13 protein-coding genes are annotated in these 19,005 nt (G+C 48.6%); 6 read left to right on the top strand and 7 right to left on the bottom strand.

What is annotated here, in order from left to right; all coding sequences use genetic code 11:
* The first annotated feature begins 18 nt into the window (after positions 1–18).
* The 4 genes from EDC56_RS01665 to EDC56_RS01650 all read left to right on the top strand — a co-directional run bounded on the left by EDC56_RS01665 (position 19) and on the right by EDC56_RS01650 (position 6,930).
* The gene (locus tag EDC56_RS01665) at positions 19–3,951 is read left to right on the top strand and encodes a DUF4347 domain-containing protein (protein ID WP_123710795.1); all 3,933 of its coding nucleotides are present in this window, start codon (positions 19–21) and stop codon (positions 3,949–3,951) included.
* Between the two features lie 72 nt (positions 3,952–4,023).
* The gene (locus EDC56_RS01660) at positions 4,024–5,547 is read left to right on the top strand and encodes a sensor domain-containing diguanylate cyclase (RefSeq protein WP_123710794.1); all 1,524 of its coding nucleotides are present in this window, start codon (positions 4,024–4,026) and stop codon (positions 5,545–5,547) included.
* A gap of 68 nt (positions 5,548–5,615) precedes the next feature.
* Positions 5,616–6,152 (top strand): DUF3087 family protein, encoded by a 537-nt coding sequence (locus tag EDC56_RS01655; RefSeq protein WP_123710793.1) that lies wholly within the window; start codon positions 5,616–5,618, stop codon positions 6,150–6,152.
* Positions 6,153–6,195: 43 nt separating this feature from the next.
* A complete protein-coding gene (locus EDC56_RS01650; RefSeq protein ID WP_123711727.1) occupies positions 6,196–6,930 on the top strand; it encodes a UPF0149 family protein in 735 nt (244 codons plus the stop codon).
* Here the strand turns inward: EDC56_RS01650 and EDC56_RS01645 are convergent.
* The 3 genes from EDC56_RS01645 to EDC56_RS01635 all read right to left on the bottom strand — a co-directional run bounded on the left by EDC56_RS01645 (position 6,927) and on the right by EDC56_RS01635 (position 12,168).
* A complete protein-coding gene (locus EDC56_RS01645; RefSeq protein ID WP_123710792.1) occupies positions 6,927–8,123 on the bottom strand; it encodes a potassium/proton antiporter in 1,197 nt (398 codons plus the stop codon). The genes EDC56_RS01650 and EDC56_RS01645 overlap by 4 nt on opposite strands.
* 260 nt (positions 8,124–8,383) lie before the next feature.
* Entirely contained in the window at positions 8,384–11,314 is a 2,931-nt protein-coding gene (locus tag EDC56_RS01640; RefSeq protein WP_123710791.1) for an insulinase family protein, read from the bottom strand.
* Positions 11,315–11,535: 221 nt separating this feature from the next.
* Entirely contained in the window at positions 11,536–12,168 is a 633-nt protein-coding gene (locus EDC56_RS01635) for a tRNA-uridine aminocarboxypropyltransferase (RefSeq protein ID WP_123710790.1), read from the bottom strand.
* A gap of 208 nt (positions 12,169–12,376) precedes the next feature.
* On the opposite strand from EDC56_RS01635, the gene EDC56_RS01630 reads away from it, so the two are divergent.
* The gene (locus EDC56_RS01630) at positions 12,377–13,507 is read left to right on the top strand and encodes a GGDEF domain-containing protein (protein ID WP_123710789.1); all 1,131 of its coding nucleotides are present in this window, start codon (positions 12,377–12,379) and stop codon (positions 13,505–13,507) included.
* Positions 13,508–13,510: 3 nt separating this feature from the next.
* Here EDC56_RS01630 and EDC56_RS01625 read toward each other — a convergent pair whose 3' ends face one another.
* The 3 genes from EDC56_RS01625 to EDC56_RS01615 all read right to left on the bottom strand — a co-directional run bounded on the left by EDC56_RS01625 (position 13,511) and on the right by EDC56_RS01615 (position 17,613).
* Positions 13,511–14,329, bottom strand: coding sequence for a glutaminyl-peptide cyclotransferase (locus EDC56_RS01625; RefSeq protein ID WP_123710788.1), 819 nt, complete (start codon positions 14,327–14,329; stop codon positions 13,511–13,513).
* Between the two features lie 15 nt (positions 14,330–14,344).
* Positions 14,345–16,399 carry a bifunctional tRNA (5-methylaminomethyl-2-thiouridine)(34)-methyltransferase MnmC2/FAD-dependent 5-carboxymethylaminomethyl-2-thiouridine(34) oxidoreductase MnmC1 gene (mnmC, locus tag EDC56_RS01620; protein ID WP_123710787.1) on the bottom strand — a complete coding sequence of 685 codons (2,055 nt, stop codon included), beginning with the start codon at positions 16,397–16,399 and terminating at the stop codon, positions 14,345–14,347.
* A 107-nt stretch (positions 16,400–16,506) separates the two neighbouring features.
* Positions 16,507–17,613, bottom strand: coding sequence for a coiled-coil domain-containing protein (locus EDC56_RS01615; protein WP_123710786.1), 1,107 nt, complete (start codon positions 17,611–17,613; stop codon positions 16,507–16,509).
* 378 nt (positions 17,614–17,991) lie between these two features.
* Between EDC56_RS01615 and EDC56_RS01610 the strand changes: the two genes are divergently transcribed.
* Complete coding sequence (locus EDC56_RS01610) at positions 17,992–18,465, top strand: hypothetical protein (protein WP_123710785.1); 474 nt, start codon at positions 17,992–17,994, stop codon at positions 18,463–18,465.
* Positions 18,466–18,496: 31 nt separating this feature from the next.
* Here EDC56_RS01610 and EDC56_RS01605 read toward each other — a convergent pair whose 3' ends face one another.
* Entirely contained in the window at positions 18,497–18,970 is a 474-nt protein-coding gene (locus EDC56_RS01605; protein WP_123710784.1) for a MaoC/PaaZ C-terminal domain-containing protein, read from the bottom strand.
* Positions 18,971–19,005: the final 35 nt, after the last annotated feature.

Here is a 19,005-nt window from a genome sequence, read left to right as displayed (position 1 = left end):
TTGCCTGTTGTTGAAATAATGGAGGAGCGCCTTTTATATTCTGCAACGGTTGATGTATTGCTGGTCGATAGCACTCTTGAGGAGCAACAGTTACTGGAGGCGTCGGCTCATGATAATGATTATCTGCTGGCTTTTGATAGTCGCACCGATACCGCAGCCTCTATTATCGATCAACTGCAGCTCTGGTCGAAAGAAACTGCGCAGAAAATTGACAGCCTGGCTATTGTGAGTCATGGACAACCGTCGGCCTTTGAGCTGGGCAAAGATACGATTGATGAAGCCTTTCTCAAGGACAACAACGAGTTGATCAAAGAGCTGGGCAGCTTGTTTAATGATGATGCCGAAATTGGGCTTTACGGTTGCGAGGTGGCAGCCCCGGGTAGTGATTTTATCGAACGTCTAGCGGATTTAGCCGCTGTCGACGTATTTGCCTCCAATAATATGACGGGTAGTGCCGGAGACTGGGAGCTGGAGGTTTCCAGTGCTGACAGTGATGGTGATTTCGAAGGCGCACTTAACAGCAATATACTGGCTGATGCAAAAATATCGTTGGCAAATACTGCAATGATTAAAGCAACCCAAAGTGATGATGGCTGGGTGGAGAGCCACCAGCTATTTATCAAGGATGGCAGCTTTAGCACAGCGAGCAAAGGAGAGGCAGTCATCCTCTCAGGTTTTGAGTTTCTACTTGATAGTAAGGCACATATCAATGGTATTAAACTGCGCGTAGACGGTGATTCATGGTTGAAAAAGACTGACATTGCCTTTGAACTCTCTTGGGATGGCGGTAATCATTGGACGGAGGCAAAGCAGACTGGGTGGCTGGCTGGTCTTGGTGACGGCAGTGCGAGCATCGGTGATAGCGGTGCGGAGCTATGGGGGCGTGAGTGGAATAATGAAGAGTTATCAGCCGATAACTTTCGTGCAAGAGCGGTGGTGTTGGACCAAGGAGGTAGTGATGACATTGCGATTGACTTTATCGCAGTAAAAATATTCTATGCCGATCAAACGCCACCTCAGGCCGTCGATTCTCAGAGTGTCATATTTGAAGATACTGCTCAGAGCGTATACCTCGATGCTGTAGAAGCCGACCCTGGCGATGCTCTTGAGGCGTATCGTATCGACTCACTGCCATCTCACGGGGAGCTTTTTTTTCAAGGTAACAAGGTTTCAGTAGGCGACCTAATTGCGTCATCTGCTGTCACGGCAGGAGGGCTTGTTTTTACACCTGCAGAGGATTGGGTAGGTAGCACGGATTTTACCTATAGTGCGTTCGATGGTGATGACTACTCGCTGACTTTGGCCACTCACAGCTTGAGTGTTAGCCCTATTGATGATGTGGCTGTGAATAGCATGCCAGAACATCAGTTGGTCGCACCGGGTGATGATGTTGTTTTCTCGGTTGCTAATGGCAATGCAATTACGGTAAGCGATGTTGATTCTGGTGAGCTACTGGTTAGCTTAAGCGTGGACCATGGTGAGTTAACATTGGCGACAACAGCGGGGCTGTCATTTCGTCAGGGTGATGGTGAGCAGGATAGCAAGCTTGTGTTCAGCGGAACGATCGAAGATATTAACGCCGCGCTCGATGGTTTGTTATTTTCGGCGAATGGAGCGCTGGAATCAGCACTTACTTTAACAACGAGCTCCGATAATACTTCAGTTATCGTCGACTTTAATTCAGGCGCAACGACGGCTGGCATCGGCAACGATTTGGGAGGGGGGGGGGCACAGGTTGTGCCTGACCCGGCAGATGCAAATAATACCGTGCTGCAGACCACTAGTTCGAATGATGTTTATTTGCCCAGCGATTTTTTTGATCCTGATCGCCGTCGCTATACTATGGCGTTCGCGGTAAATACGACTGATTCCGGTGGTTTGACGCAGTTAACAAGTCCTTACTTAATCGGCGCAAGACCGGCTGAGATCGGTGGTTTCGGATTGTGGTTGGATCGATCTGGCGAGTTAAACTTATACGAAAATGCCGACGGTAAGGGGGTGTGGAACACCGATACCGGGGTGAAAATTAATGACGGTCAATGGCATCAGATAGCAATCGCTAACGATGGCGACAATCTTGTCGTTTATGTCGATGGTATCGAAGTCGCGAGGGTTGATTCTGGTTACAAGCTAATTAATAGTGATATTTCATTGGGGGGCAAAAAATTATTAATTGGCTCCGTAAACGGTGTTGAAAGTTTTTTTGATAATTTGCAGGTTTTTGATCAGGCAATAACGGCAGAGCAAGCCAGAATAATGAGTCAAGGCATCCAAGAGGGGGCTTTGTTTAGCAGTGATACGCTCTATATTACCGCTGCCTCGAAACCTGTTGCCAGTGATGATTCGACTAGTGTCAAAGCCGATAAGAATTTGCATACACGTGTACCTGAGGCGCTGGATGACGATGATAACTTAAACCCTTTTGGTTATCAGTTGGTCTCAGGTCCTGATGATAATGCAGGGATAGGTCGTTTGATTTTCGAAGCGGATGGTCGTTTTTCTTTCTACCCTGATGGTCAGTATGATGGATTGAGCGTAGGGGAAACTGCGATTGTGCAGTTTAGTTATACCGCAAGTGATTTTGATGGGCAGTTGAGTGAAGTACAGACGATTACGATCACGATAAACGGCGTCAATGATGCGCCAGTGGCTGATGAGGCGAGCTTTAATAGTGATCAAAATACTGTTGTCGCCAATCGTGTTCCCACTGCTGCTGATATCGATGGTGATGATGTTGATTACCGGCTTGTGAGTAATGTTGAACTTGGTGAACTTCGTTTTTCAGCCGATGGAAGTTTTGAATTTAACCCAGGAAACAGCTTTTCTTACCTAGCGAAGGGCGACAGTAAAACGGTTGTGTTTAGTTATTGCGCGGTTGATGAGTATGGCTTGCAGAGTGATATCAAGCAGGTTTCGATCGTCGTTGCAGGAGTTGACGATCAGGCCTGGGTTAGTGGATTGTTTGCAGCGACTCTGGAATTATCAGATATTGATCAGCTTCCCAGCATATCGGCTAGCATAGGCATCCAAGATATCGACGCAGCGGTTGAGCCGATGTTTTTTCAAACGGTTAAGAATGGCGTTTTTGGTAGCTTTAGCGTTCAAGATGGCCAATGGCAATATCAGCCTAAGGCGGACGCTGTTGAGGGGATGCACAGTGGTGAGCAAGTGACGGAACGCTTTTGGGTGACGGCGTCGGATGGTGTTGCTCGAGAGGTAGTCATCACTATTAATATCATCGCGGACTTGGTGAGACCGGTAGAACAACCCTCAATAGAGAAAACGTTAGTCGAAGACGCTAGCCAGAAGATGATGGTATGGAAGCCCGCCACCGGGATTGCAGACGAGGGCAGCTATGATCTGCGAAGTCTATCGGGACAATTTGACGCTAGCTCGCAGAGTGAAGAATTGCTTGAACAACCTGCTGATGCCGTCGCGCCAGTGGTAAATGGTCTCGATATTTTGCCGTTACCGGAACTGAAGGATATCTTGAGCATGGACGGCTTTGTCGAACCGTTGGCAGAGCTGGCAGGCTTTGAGCGCGGGCTCGATGATGACAGGGTCTTGCGGGTGGTGCCTGAGCCACTGAATGTATTGCTGCGGACAGTAGATAGCGAGCGAGCAATGGCTGAGTTGGATAGTAGCGGTTTTGCTATGGAGCAGGGCATTTTATGGCAGGGGATGGAGAAGTTTGAGCGAGAATTGCAGCAGCGTGCAGAGGAGGATGAGCGTTATCGTCAAGGCCTTGGGGCAATGGGGTTGACCACGATGGGAGTGATGAGTGCTTGGCTGTTACGAGCGGTGGCATTGGGCTCATCGTTGATGGCTGTTCTGCCAGCATGGAGTCATCTGGATCCTATAGCGGTGCTCAATCAGCGTCGTGATGAAGCAACGAATAAAAATAAGTTAGATGAGGACGAGGATGATGTTGGTTCACTTTTCGATAAGTAATTTTCTTATCATGAGCTTAATTACCGTCAAAGGTTTTTTCGTGCCGGTGGAGATAGCGCTAGAGAATAACCTATGAAAATGACGCCTGCGATGAGAATTACCTTAGGTGTTGTTAGCTTGACGATTAGCGTGATTCTAGTTGCTGACTTTATTGGCTTGATCCCCAGAGGAGACAGAGAAGCGACTAGGCAAAGGCAGCAATTCGTTGAAATGCTGGCCGTACAGCTATCGGTCGCCGTTGCACGCCCACAGCAGGAGGGGATAAATAGTTTATTGCTAACGGCTGTTTCGCGTAACGATGGTGTTTTATCGGCGGCTATGCGCCGCTCTGATGGCCAGCTATTGGCGATAGCGGGTGATCATCAGCGGCTATGGCAAGAGGGAAGAAACTCAAGTACGGTTGAGCAAATGCTTCTGCCTGTGGTCTTGGATCAGCGTCGTTATGGCCAGGTTGAGGTTGTCTTTAAGCCTTTACCTGGGTTCAGCGTGTTAGGTGTTAAAATACATGGTTTGTTGTTGCTGGTCGTTTTTGTCGGTTTTACTGGTGGTTTATTTTACTGGCTATTGATTCGTCGTAGCTTACGATACCTCGACCCTAATGCAGTCATACCAGACAGGGTGAGAAACGCGTTAGATGTATTGACAAATGGCGTGTTAATTCTCGATAAAAGTGAGCAGGTGGTGTTATTTAATCAGGCCTTCAGCGATAAGGCGTGTATTGGTGGACTCGACTTTTATGGACACAAGCCCTCTGTATTGCATTGGCGCAAACCGAATAGCGGAGAACGTATAGTGGCGGAGCAGTTGCCTTGGTGTCGGCTTCTTCAGCAGCGTCATGGTGTGCAGCATGAAGTTGTTGAGTTAGTGACAGGTGCTGGAAAGGTACTCGTGCTAACGGTGAATTGTTCGCTGATTAATGATGACCGGAATCGAGTCTCTGGTGTGATGGTAAGCTTTGACGATATTACTGAGATCGAGCATAAGAACAAAGTGCTTAGTGAGATGCTCGAAGAACTGGGGCTCTCCAAGCAGCAGGTCGAGTCACAAAATAGAGAGTTACAATATCTCGCCAGTCATGATGCGCTGACAGCCTGCTTGAACAGGGGGGCGTTTAATCAGTGCTCTACTGACTTGTTTACCGAGTCAGTCAATGCCGGTGAGCCGTTGTCATGCATTATGGTCGACATCGATAACTTTAAGCAGGTCAATGATAACTATGGACATGCGATGGGCGATAGCATCATAAAAGCTGTCGTCGCAGTGCTGCAGAAAACGGTGAGGCAAACGGATACTGTTGGTCGTTATGGCGGAGAAGAGTTTTCAATTTTGTTGCCGAATACCACTTTAGAAGATGCAGTACGACTAGCGGAACGCTGTAGGGAGGCCGTTGAGGCGGCGCATTGTGAGGGCTTAGCTATCACTTGCAGTTTTGGTGTTGCTGCTGCTGAAGCGATAATGACCTCCCCGGAGCCAATGATCAACCGGGCAGATGAGGCGCTGTATCAATCCAAGCATAATGGTCGAAATTGTGTCACTCAAGCGAAAGCGGCTAGCGGACAGCAGGCCTCTCGCCGGCTCATGAGTGTCGACGGATAACAGAGCAGTTGATGTTGAAAGGAGGTATACTGCGTTTTTCGTCGAGTTAGTGAGAGTAATGCAGTCCTATGCCGAGTAAGCAGAAAGAAAAGCCAAGTACAAAGTTGCAAGATATCAGTAAGTTAAGATATAGAAAGCATCTCAATATTGTAATCGTCAGTGTTATTTTGTTACTGATAGCGACCTCTCTAGCCAGCTCTACACTGCTCATTTACCTGTTTGGTGTTGATGGTAATAATTTCAAGTTTAACTTGGTCGGTGTGGTGATTGCCGTATCGGTTGTCTTCGGTTTATTGAAGGTGTTGCGGTACGAGCCTTTTTTGTATGAAGTGATGTATGTCTGGGAGCTAAAAAAGTCGATCAACCTAATTAATCGCCGTTTAAACAAGGTGATTGAGGCAGTAGAGACTGGCGATGCGGAGGCGATGCAGGCGCTTAACTACTGTTACCAAGCTTCTCGGCAGCTATACACGCTAGATGACAACACGATCAATATGGCTGAGCTTGAAGAAGCGATTGTGCATTTACAAGATCAGGCGAAGCAGGCGTCGGTGAAGTTGGAGTTGTCTGCATATGACCCGCGATGTTTAGTGAATTATCGATGAGCGTTAAAGCAAGCGTTAAGCGTGATTTAGGAGGGAGTAAATAATGGTAGCAGCGCGTGATGAGCAACAGTGGCAACCGCTAATCGATTATTTACACTCTGAGCTGAGCCCAGAACACAGTATGGATAGTCATCAGCTAGATGGCTACCTGCGAGCCATCGCCAGCGCGCCAGTAGAGTTGCCGCTTAGCTATTACTCTGAATTAGTCTTCGGTGAGAGCAAGGTTCGATTTAACAACGAGGGGCAGCGCCAAGATCTGATGGAATCGTTAGTGGCGTTCAGTCACTTTCACCAGGAGCAGGTGCGCAGTGGGGAATGTGAGCTGCCTTTCACTATTGAATATAGTGCGCAAAAGCATGATCGTATAGAGGTTGAGCAGTGGGCTCGCGGTTATATGCAGGGCTATATTCTTGCTGAGAAAGAGTGGAATGAGTTGCTGGCGCTGTGTCCAACGTCAACATCAGAACAGTATCAGGATAGTGAAGAGCAGATTGATGATAACTTATTGGCGCTATCGACGGTGGCCGATGCAGACTTTGCTTTCACTGAAGGGCGTAGTGAGCATGAGGTGGCAGAGTGCTTCCGTAGCCTGCCCGACACGGTTAGAAGCTTGGCAGAATTGGGGCTGATGTTAAAAGCCTGGATGATGGAGCATAAGCCAGAGTTGCAAGCGCGTTTTGTTGATACCTCGTGTCCAGTTGTTGTTGCGCCGAAGCTCGGTCGCAATGATCCGTGCTCTTGTGGTAGCGGTCGTAAGTATAAAAAGTGTTGCGGCTAACTTTCCGGTGTTTGCTTTAGCCCAAGCCTGTACGCTAGCGGAGCGATGATGCCACCTTGGATCATGACGGAAATTACGACGATAAAGAATACCATGTGAACAATCTTATCCGCCCCAGGAACCCCTGCCGCAGCGGGGATTAGCGCGAAGACGATCGGTGTGGCGCCTTTGAGCCCAATGAGGGAGATAAAAAGGCGCTTCTGCCAGCTGGCTTGAGTAAATGGCAGGTAGCATAGTTGCACGGCAATAGGTCTCGCGACGCAAATGAGCAGCACTGCAGGTAGCAGTGAATACCAAAAAGTCGACATTAACTCGCCGGGAAAGATCTGCAAGCCAAGGACGATGAACATAAGGGCCTGCGCTAGCCAAGAGAGCCCATTGAAAAAATGTTTGTTCACTTCTTTGCCGTGTTGTAAGCCATTACCGACGATGACGCCAAATAGATAGGAGGCTAGTAGGATGTTGCCGCCGATATGTTCTGAACCATAGGACGCAAGAATAAAACAGGATAAAACGAAGACAGGGATAAGCCCGGATTCAGCGAGTTTGATGTGGTTGAGCGCTGAAACGACAAGCTTACCTAATAAGATAGAGACAACACTAGCAACGACAATCTGAGTGGTTAGTTCAATGGCGACATTGCTGGCGCTGATATGATGGTCGCTCGACATTGCCAATCCGGTTAATAGCAGCACCATTGATAGTGCGATAGGATCGTTAGTTGCCGACTCAAACTCAAGTACGCTGTCAGTTTGCTCTTTTAATCGAAGCTTTTTCGACTCTAATATAGAAAACACTGCGGCGGCGTCCGTGGAAGATACGATGGCAGCAAAGAGCAGGCAAATTGTAAAATCGAAGTGAGTGAGAACATAGAGTATTAAAGCGAAAATAAGTGTCGTTAGTAATACACCGAATGTTGCTAATACCCCGCCCTCCTTGTAGGACCGTTTGATTTTATCAAAGGAAGTATTCAGCCCGCCGGAAAAAACGATTACGTTGAGCGCTAATGTACCGACCCAGGAAGTTTTATCGAGGTCATCGTAGACGAAGTTGAATTCACCATTGCCAACAAGCAGACCCACACCCATAAAGATGAGCAGTGAGGGGATACCAAAGGTTTGTGAGGGATGGTGCAGTAATATGCCGATCGCTATTAGCGCTGACATTCCTAGCATGATTAGTTCGTAGGACATAATATCTCGACGTTGCTAGCTGGCAGTGGTTAAAGTTTAGCAGTAGATTACTAGACTCATTTAATTAATTTGGCAAGTTAATAACTTGTTATTGTCAGTATAGGTTGCTTGATACAAATGGCTGAGACGTTAGTTAAAATGGGGCTAAGTGATTAGTTAGCGAATTCAACAGTATGAGAATAGTATCTTTTGATGGGTTACTTAGCCAATAAAAAAGCCCGCTATTATGCGGGCTTTGTAGGGTGACTCACGCTCTGCCTTTATACTTTAATTAACTCACAAGCTTGTTGCTCGATGAACTCACCAAGTTGATCTGCGGTGCCGGCGTTAGTAACGATAACTAAACTTTCGTTCTGCTTAGTAAGGTATTGGCGTGCTACCCGTTTTAAGTCGTCCGCGGTAACGGCCAAGATACGCTGTCTAAAGCGCTGACGCTGCTCTGGGGAGCGATCGAAGAGTTCGTTATGGAAGTGAGATTTAGCTTCTCCTGCTGGTGAACTTGGCTTGTCGAGGCTGCCAATCACACCAAGAATAGCTTCTTCAACTTTTTGCCACTCATGCTCGTTGTCGAGTAACCACTGGACAGCCTGATCGAAATCATTGAGCGTCTCCTCTGTGCGTGGGTCGCGATAAGAGAAGAAGCGGAACACTGCTTGGCTTGACTCCTGGCTGGCACCGGCGCCGTAAGCACCCCCTTGCTCGCGAATCGCACGGTGCAGGTGACCGTTGCGTAGAAAGCCACCGAGAACGGTCAGGGGGGCTGCGTCGGCGTGATCGACCGGCACGGTAGGATAGGCCTTGGCGCAGAAGTTAACTTGGCTGTTGACGGCCCATACTTGGCGACAGTTGTTACGTGTGGTGGGTAGCTTGAAGGCACTGGCTGGCTGCAGTGTCGTTGGCTGCCAGAGTGCAGATAGATCCTGCTGGTTCTGCGTTAGGCTCTCCTGTTCAGCAATCTCTAATAACTGTCGAGGAGATTGCAGTAACTTGCTGTGTAGTGCGGCAAGTTCAGTGGCAAAGGCTGCAAGCTTTGCATCATCTTTGAGCTCGTCATCAAGGGTCTTTATCGCCTGTAGGCCTTTGAGGCCCGATGTGCGGTGCGATAGGGCAGAGATTGGGCTTAAGCGACTTGAGGCGGCAAGCATGGCAAGGCCGTGGCCGTTACCGGTGATGCCTTGTTCGCGGCGTCCGCGAGCTTGTGCGATGAGTTCACGAATACGGCTATGTTCGTCAAACTTAATACCTTCAAAGGTCTCCAACATCAGCGCACTCTGTGCCACATGATTGCGGGCAAGGGCCTTTGATGACAAAACAAAGTAGCCGCGCACGTCCTGTTCGTTATCGATTTTTCCGCGCAGGCTAGTGAAGGCGGTGATGCTACCGACAATATTAGCCTGACGTTGTTGAGTCGTTAGATAGTCATCTTCGCCTATACCAAGCTCAGTCATGCTGCGGCAGTAATAGGGCAGAATATCGCACTCACGGTCACTGAGTTCGGGTAACTCAACGATGATTTGTTGATAGCCAATACCATTGCAACCGGCAGCGTATTGGTTGAGTTTCATGCCGGCAACATCACACTGCTGATATTCGGGGTGAGGTTTGTTGGCTGGCACGTCTTCGAGGCCCACCTTAGGGAGAATAGACTCATCATCCTCCTGCATCTGGCGGGCGTTGAGGGCTTCGGTCTGGTCGACGACCTGTTGCTTCTCTACCAAGCTCATGCCTTCTTTGATCTCAGCCAGGCGTGCGCTTTCAGCTGAACTACGACGCTGGGATAACTCGGTATCCGGCTTCATGACAAGAGTGACACGGTGCTGGTTGTTGAGCAGTAGGCGTTCGATTAACTCGGCAATGTACCCCGGCTGGCTGGCTCGCTGACGAAGTTTCTCTAAGGCTGGGTCGAGGTCTAACATGCTGATTGGGTCACCACGGTGAGCGGCGGTTGAAAGGATTTGCATGATTAACTGCAGCCCATAGGGGTAGCCATCACCACCGATTTCACGTTGATGTAGCTCTAACTGATGCAGTACAGCATCGACCTGTTGCTGCTCGAAACCTTCCTCTTTAGCCTTCTTCAGCGTACTGAGAATGAGCTCTTCGATGGCGTTGGCCTGTTCTGGGTTAGTGCCTTCCATGCCGCAGGCAAAGGTCAACTCGTGGTTGGAGTCTTCCAAGCCACAGAGTGGCGATGGGGCAGTACCAAGGTCACTGGTTTCAAGTACTTGGCGAAGTGGTGAGGCACTGTTGTCGAGTAGTAGCCCTGAGAGTAGTTGACCTTCCAGCATATCGTCGAGGCTGGTGTTCTTTCCCCAAAGCCAGCCAAGCACAACGTGGCTCTTATCCTCACTGTCGCCATCGTCGAGGGCATAAAACTCTTCGACCTTAATCGGAGCGTTGAAGCGTTGCTCGCGGCCAACGGCGATAGTCTCATCCAGTGCTGTAAACTTATGAAGTGCGAGCTGCTCAAATTTCTCTTGATGCTCAACAGCTGGAATGTCACCAAATGTCATGAAGATAGCATTGGAGGGGTGGTAGTGGCTCTGGTAGAAAGCCTTCAATTCATCGTAAGAGAGGTTAGGAATACATTCCGGCTCGCCACCGCTATTGTGATGATAAGTGGTCGTTGGAAACAAATATTTACTGAGGGTTTGCCATAGCGTTGATGAGACGGAGCTCATCGCCCCCTTCATCTCGTTGAAGACCACTCCTTTGAATTCGAGTGCAGACTCAATGTTGTTGGCTTCTGTAAATTCGACACGGTGCCCCTCTTGAGCAAAGTCGAGAGGGTCTAACCGGGAACAGAATACAGCGTCAAGATAGACCTGTAGGAGGTTATCGAAGTCCTTGCGGTTTTGGCTTGCAAAGGGGTAGGCGGTCCAGTCGCTAGAGGTGAAAGCATTCATGAAGGTGTTCAGCGATCGCCGAATCATCATGAAGAACGGGTCGCGGACAGGGTACTTCTCGCTACCACAAAGTGCAGTATGCTCTAAAATATGAGCGACACCAGTAGAGTCTTCCGGCACCGTTCTTAAGCCTACGAGAAAAACGTTTTCGTCAAGGTCGGCAGCTAAATGGTAGTGTTCGGCACCTGTCACTCGGTGGCGATAGTGCTCAATATTGATATTGAGGGTGTCGATACGTTGTTGGCGAATAAGTTCGAAGCTTTTATGGGCGATTACTTGAGACATCAGTGTTAGGTTCCTTAATATTCTATAAAAGCGCAGGCAAAGAGACGCGAGCCAAGGGTGTAGGGCTCTGGCCACCACCGAGCAGGGTAAAGCGAAATATAGTCGCCGCTCTGGAGGGGAGTGTTAATAAGCATTTACCATTGCTGCTAGATTAAAGGCTTCATTCTAGCAGTATGCGAGTGTAAAGGGGAGCCGGAGTATGGAGGCGTTAAACATCGTACCTATTCGTAGCGTAGTCGAACCTTTTTATCCATGGCTGCTAGTTGTTGGTCGACCATTCCCTGCTGTAGTGTCAACAATGGCAGGTACTTTTCCGTATTCTGCTCGCATTGTGATAGTGCTGCAGCTATCGCTTCAAGTGTTGATAGCTGTCCACTCTTCTCTGCCTTTCTGATGGTGTAGTGTGCCGTTATGCCTGATAGATCTAGATTAAGTTTTGGTAGCTGGTGAAGGTCTGGTGATAAGTAATACATCTTTCGGGCTTTCTTCCATGTGCCGTCTAGAAAAATAAGCTCTATTGGTCGGTCGTTTAGCAGTGCGGCCAATGCTGAAGTGTTCAGTACGATCGAACTTGTAGCTTCTGCTTCTAGGGGAGGGAAGACGAGAACTTGTAATGTCTCTTGCGCATGTGTTACTTGTTTGACGACTTCGGTGTCAATGATGCTACTGTTTTCAAGGCACAGGTGAGCTAATGAAGCAGTACCTACGGCCTTATTTGTCTCGCTCGGATGGCGGTAAATAGTGACTTTGATGTCGTTGTTGATTTTACAAATGAGGTGACATAAGCAAACCGAGGCTGGGCGGAGGCATCTTTCGCAGTGTGCTCTGGTGTCTTTTTGCGGCGTTTTGCTCATATAGAACCTAGGTCGTCTAATAAAATCATGTTAATTTCTAAATGTTTTTAACAGCGGCGATATGGGGGAGCCGTCTTTAAAAAAGCTATTATACTTAACCGATGCTAATAAATAAGATCTATTGGATTTCCTCCGCTTTCGACTACTCAGCTTAGACTAGCTTGGCTGTTTATCGGTCAGATAAATAATTATATAAAGTAGCGATTTCATGACGTCGTACAAAAACACGTTACAAGTAACAGCAAAAAGCCTTTCGTTGACGAATGCCATGCTTGTCGACTTGATGAGTATCGATGAAGAATACTATCGGATTTTTGATAGCTATCACCATATCGAGTTGGAGTTACTAGCATGCCGTACCGTGAGAGAAATAGCCGAATTATTGCTAACCGATGTACAGGTTGGTTTTGGCCTTAGCAGTGCGAGTCTGCACTTATTAGATGAAGATGATGCAGGGCTTGGCTTATTGGTAGCAGATGGCGAGGTGGGTGATATACCCGGGGTATATCTGCATCGTTCAGAAGAAGACTTCACAGTAGTCTATGGCTGCGCCCTTACTCCTAAGGTTGTGGCTGCGGCCGACAGCTTAAATAATGACGCCGACCCTTGCTTGAAAGTACTGATGATGCCACTGATTCGGCGAGGGAAGTTGTTAGGTAGCCTGCAGTATGGCTTAGAGCGTACTGGCTGGTCTTCTAACCGAGGTACAGAGCAATTACTTGAGCACCTTTGTGCAGTGATTGCAGTATCGCTGGAAAACTGCATAAGCCAGCAATACCTAACTCATCTTAGTGTTGTTGACGCGTTAACTAATGTGAGAAATAGGCGTGGGTTTGAGATAGATTTGCTACAGCAGGTGATGCGGGCGGAGCGATGCAAGGCATCGTTATCTTGCCTGTTTATCGATATCGACCACTTTAAACGTGTGAATGACTTGCATGGCCATCTTGTCGGTGATTGTGCCCTACAGCAAGTTGTTGCAGTCATTAGCAGCCAGCTCACAGGTAGCAGTCGTTTGGCACGTTATGGTGGAGAGGAGTTTGCCGTGCTGTTGGCTGGCTACGCAAATGAGCAAGCGCTGGAGCTTGCAGAGAGCGTGCGTATTTCCGTTCAGGATCATGAGATAAGGCTTTCTGGTACTCGACCTTTTAAGGTAACGGTGTCTGTGGGAGTGGCGACTTGGGAAGGCGGCCAGGGTTACAGTGATATTGGTGCGCACCGAACAGGGCAGTGGTTGGTTCACTGTGCCGATAATGCGTTATATGAGGCTAAGCATGGCGGCCGCAACAAGGTTTGCAACGCTGTTAAGCTCGAGCACCCGCTAGCAGTAGAGCCTTAAATTTTATTGGGAAGCTCTTCTGTTGAGTTGAAAGCGAAAATAATAGGGCCAGCGCTTACCTGTGATCACTAGTTGCCGGCTGGCATTGTCGTAGGCAATACCGTTGAGCACCGCATCAGGGTCTCTGTGTTGAAGCTGAGGGGCGAGGTGGCTGAAGTCGAGAGTTTCGAGTACGACACCGCTTTTGGGCTCGATAATGTAAATAAGATTACTGTGCCACTGATTAGCCCAGATCTGCCCTTCTATCCATTGTAATTCGTTGAGATTTTTTATCTTCCTTCCTTGCCATGTTACATCGACATGACCTTCGAGCGCGAAGCTGTCTAGATTTCTAAAGTAGAGACGGTAGCTGCCATCAGACATGATGAAATGTTGATTGTTGTGCGTGAGCCCCCAGCCCTGACCGCGATAGGGGATTGTTTTTATAATGGATAAGTTACGGCTGTTGTAGACGGCTAACTCACCGCTTCGCCAGCTGAGGCGAAACAGGTGCTGCCGATAAAGGGTAATACCTTCGGCGAATAGGCTAGCATTAAGGTTCTGGCAATAGCTTTGGCGTTTGTCGAGTGAAGCGAGAGGAAGGGGGGTTTTGCAGACCTTTGATCGCCCATAGCCACCGCTGCTCTCGTAGAGCCAGCCACTGTCGATTACAAGACCTTGAGTAAAGAGTTTAGGGTCTTTGTTGACCCTTGCCAGGGCCGTTAGGGTGGTTTTTTCACCGCTGACCGTTTGTTGCCATTCTGGAGCTGCACCGGCGCGGGCCGGCAACAAGGTGGTAAGCATTAATAACAGTAGCGGTTTGATTGTGTGAGGGGGTGGCATTGATGGGCTCGGTCTTTAGTAACTTACTTCCTTTCGCATGATCGCTCGAGTGATAAAGCGGGCAGGATTGAGCGCCCGGTTAAGCGTCCAGCTCAGCGGGGAGGGGCTGTGGCAAATGTGACTTGCAATCACCTCTCCACATAATGGTGTCGAAGTAAGGCCACGCGAACCGTGGCCGACATTAATGTAGAGGTTTGGGTAGTAGTCAGCGGTAATGGCAAGGCGCGTTTTGGCGTTTTTGGCCAGTGGCTGCAGCTGCTTGATGGTTTGCTGATGATTGGCAACGCGGCCGGTGATTGGTAAGTAGTCAGGGGTCGTGCAGCGAAAGCCGACGCGGCCACTGATGTTGTGCTGATCAATATCGCGGACGATCGAGGGGACTGCTGAACCCAGTTTTGCGAAATTACTATCGTGGTCACGAGCCGTTAATTCGCTGCTGAAGTCACCCTGATTGAAGCTGGCGCCGATTGTGTGAGTTGAATGCAGCGATGGCGTGATATAGCCCTCATGGCAGATCACACAGTGGAGCTGTTCACTGTACTTACTGCTGCTAAATTTGGTGATTTGGCCGCGAATTGGTTTGATTGGAATGTGTTGAGTTTGCTCAAACTGACTGAGGTGCTCGGCGGTGGCAATGACGACAGCCTCAGCCTCTCTCACGCTATCGTTACACTCTAGCTGCCAATGAGCACCGCTTTCAATAATGCGCTCAACAGTAATGCCCCGCATCACAGTGATATTAGGGTGTAGAGAGAGTGCTTTACAAGCGGCTTTAGGTTGTAACCAGCCAGAACCGGGGAAGAATAAGCCGCTGTGGTTGATGCTAATGCCGGCTCTACTGCTGGCCTGCTCTGCATTTAGGAACTGGACGAGGTCCTCTTTACCGGCAAAGTGTTTGGCGAGCTTAGTGGCAAAGTCAGCTTCGCGTTCATTAAAGCTAAGTTGCAGAGTACCGCAGAGCTGACCATCGGTGCCATCGACTAAGGTGCCGTTATCAAAGAGTTCTCGGTAGTGGTTGATGGCGTAGATGTAGCTCAGCATAGCAAACTGGCTTAGCTCCCCCTGTCCGGCAGATAGTCGGGTATATAATATCCCCTGTGGATTTCCGGAAGCCTTGCTGGCAATCTCTTCCTCAGCCTCAAGCACGGTGACCTGCAGTCCACGTCGAGCGAGTGCATAAGCTGTCTGCATGCCAGCAATACCGGCACCAATAACAGTAACGTTAGCGACTTTCGGTTGTTTATCCTGCAAGTACCAAGGGGCTCGGGCCTTTGGTTTCTCGGCGGGCCAGCAGCATAAAGGGGCGTTTACGTTGGCTGTGATCATCTCACGCTTAACGCCGAAGCCTTTACGTTTAGTGATGTTAAAACCATAGCTTTCGAGCTGGCGGCGAACATTGCCTGCGGCGGTGAATGTTGCCAGTGTTGTGCCCGTATCGCTGAGTTGGCGGATGGCGCGAAAGAGTGCTGCAGACCACATGTCGGGGTTCTTGGCCGGAGAGAAGCCATCGAGGAACCAGGCGTCTACGCCGCGGCGGTTAGTGCCGATGCACGTAGCGAAGTCGGTATCTGAGAAGCCAGCTAAAACCTCGCTACTATCGCCGAGCCCCAAGTGAAGTTGACTGCGTAGGCCTCGCAGATTGATTGTGTGTACACCAGCAACCAGTGGGGGGTAGCCGGCGAGCAGCTCATCCAATGCACTGGCAAGTTGGGGCCAGCGGGTTAGTGATTGGCGAATATCTGCGGCTTTCAGCGGGTGTTTTTCGGTGCTGATATAATGTAGCTGCCATGACGTGGGGGCGTATTGTTGCCAGAGTGTTGTGGCCAGTAGAAAGTTGAGCCCGCTACCGAAGCCTGTCTCGGCAATGACAAAGTTGCCGCACTCATCTGCGGGTAGGGCGCGCCAACGGTCGATTAAATTATTACCCTCAATAAAAGTGTACTGACTCTCTGCTAAGCCGCCGTCCGTTGAAAAGTAGAAATCATCAAATTCAATGGATGCGGGAGTATTATCGTCGCTGAAGCGCACGTCGGCCGGGGTGATGTTGTTTGAGGAGGGCGTAGAAGACATAGTGTGTTACTTACCAGTGAGCATAGGGCTTAATGGACAGAGTGTAACAGCTTATCTCTAGAACAGAAGTGCGTCAGCACAGCTACCTCAGTGGCTGTGCTGGCGATCTAGTTGGCAAACTTATGGTTGTAAGCGCTGAGGATAGGTTTGTTTGGGTTGCGGTAATCGAGAACAAAATCAAAGCTTTGTCGCTGTTGGTTACGTGGCATGTCAATACTCCAGCTATTGCCACCAACGATTAACTTGTTGGCACCTGCGCGAGCTTTTACTTTTGCTCGGTACTGTTCGTTGCCAAGATACTTCATGGTATGTGAGCTTTGTTTGATTAGATCCTTATTGTGGTAGGTCTTCACGTGCAAGATCTTGTTAATCTTTTTGTTGCGGTTGGAACTGTTTTCAACGAGTTTGTCGAGCTCTTCTACTGCTTCTTTGGCTGTTGCTTGATCGAGTATGAGGACCGGTCTTACCTCTTCTGCGGCCTCAATAGCCTCCGTCTTGTGAGCGAGCTGTAGCTGTTCTTGTGTGGTTGTGTCTGGGAATGCAGGCCGAGCGACAGGAGGGGAGACTTGTTGGGCAGTTGATTTTGCCTTGTTTTCAGCAGCAAGCAGCTTTTGTTTGAGTGCCTTCATTTCTTTCTCTGCTGCGATTTGTGCTTGCTGAGCTTTTAGGCGCTCTTGTTGTTGCCGTTTGCGAGCGGCAATTACTGCCTGTTGCTGATCCTCTTTTTCGGCTTGTAGCTTAATGATGCGCTCTTTACTGAGTACAATATCTGAGTTCAGCGCTGCAATTTGACTATTATTGCTGGCTCTTGCAACCTTCAGCTCACTTAATTGTCGATCAAGCTGAGCGATACTATTATTGAGCTTCTTATATTTTCTTTCGGCTAGGTAGAATTTGAAGCCAGCATTTTTTACTAGCCCTTCGCTGGCACTGTTGGGAGTCTCGAGCTGTTGCTGCTCAACTTTTTTGAGTGTGCTTTGCTGCTTTATATAGCTGCCACGGACAGCAGGCAGTTGAGCATTGAGCTTCTCTAGGTCACTATTGAGTAGGTTGCTGTTGCTGTCTATATCGCTATTGACAGTTCGCAGCTCTGCAATACGTTGTTGATTGCTAATGATGGACTCTTTCTCAGCTTGTAGCGGGTCCGCATTGCTAAGGCTATTAGCGAGAAGACTAAGACAGAGTGTTAGAGTTAGTATGCTTGTCTTTAACATTTTATTGAGTGCTGCAGTTGCCGTAACCGATGTTGCTGTATCGACTATCTATGCTACTGCTAACACATCTCCTTGATTGAGATTGATGTCGCAGGAACGATATTATTAGTTTTTCCACTTCATTGTGCATTCTATCGTTAACAATTGCATCAGAAAATAACCATTTTTGTATTTTTCGTCACCCCTCTGTTGCTTTTGTGCATACGGGTGCCTGTCATTGAAATGACGGTGATACCTGCCTGTGACATCGTGGGGTTAATGTGCATGAAGGTGTTGCCATAGCCGGGGGAGAATATGCTAACCTGACGGTTATAGGCTTTTCGTACAATCGCGACCACCTTTCAGTACGATGATAATAATGATAGTAGAGATAAAATTATGAGTCAGTTTGTGCAACATTCGCTCTCACCGGAGCGTCTTCTAAGTGTTGGTAACAATATTCTTTACAAGGCTTTTTTAGAGGCGACGAGGATCGACTCAAAGAGACTCTATGGAGGGTTGTTAGAGGGGGGGACTGCTTCTCTTGTCACCATGCGCTTAGATGATGAGACGGAGGTGAAGATTAACTTGAGAATGTACGCAGAGGATTATCAAGGTAAATTGAACTACGGAAGTTTCAAAAAGCATGTCTCATTGTTGATTGCTCGTATCAATGAGCGTTTACAATCAAACGGTCCAGATAGAATGAATATGCGTAGTGATGCTCGAGGAGCGAATCATCTATTTAATATACCGGCCATGATGAAGGATGGCGATAAAGTCAATATATTGATGTTTGGTATGTCGACGCAGACACCGGGGAAAATATTATTTACTTTGAATTACCTTGATCCCTCGAAGCAGTCCGCATAATAGCAGAAAGCATCGAGAGGGGGCTGTAGCGTTAAGCGATGCTGATTGTAGGTAGGCTTGGCGCTTCGATAGTAAGTTTTTCTGTCGGCGCAATAACATTTGCCTCGCCTGTCGCCACTTTCTTCCCGTTTTGATTTGTTGCGACACACTTTAAAGTGACAAATTTCTTATCATCACGTTTGGCTGTCACCTCTAAGTTGATGGTGATGGTGTCGCCAATGAAAACAGGTGCACGGAAGCTGAGGCTCTGCCCAAGATAAATACACCCGGGGCCGGGCAGACGGAGAGCTAGGGCTGCAGATACGAGGGCTCCTGTAAACATGCCATGAGCAATGCGTTTGCCGAACATGCTGGCGGAGGCAAATTCCTCATCCAAATGGACCGGGTTGACGTCACCAGAAACGGCGGCAAACAATTGGATGTCTTGCTCGCTAACGGTTTTTTCATAGCTGGCTGTTTGGCCTATAGTGATCTCGTCGAAGGTGACGTTTTCAAGTGTGCTCACGCTAAACTCTCTCTATTCTGTTGTGGGAAGGTGTG

Source organism: Sinobacterium caligoides (assembly GCF_003752585.1).
GTDB classification, from domain to species: Bacteria; Pseudomonadota; Gammaproteobacteria; order Pseudomonadales; family Sinobacteriaceae; genus Sinobacterium; species Sinobacterium caligoides.
Note: the sequence above shows the minus strand (reverse complement) of the source record. Positions and strands in the feature narration are given on the sequence as shown.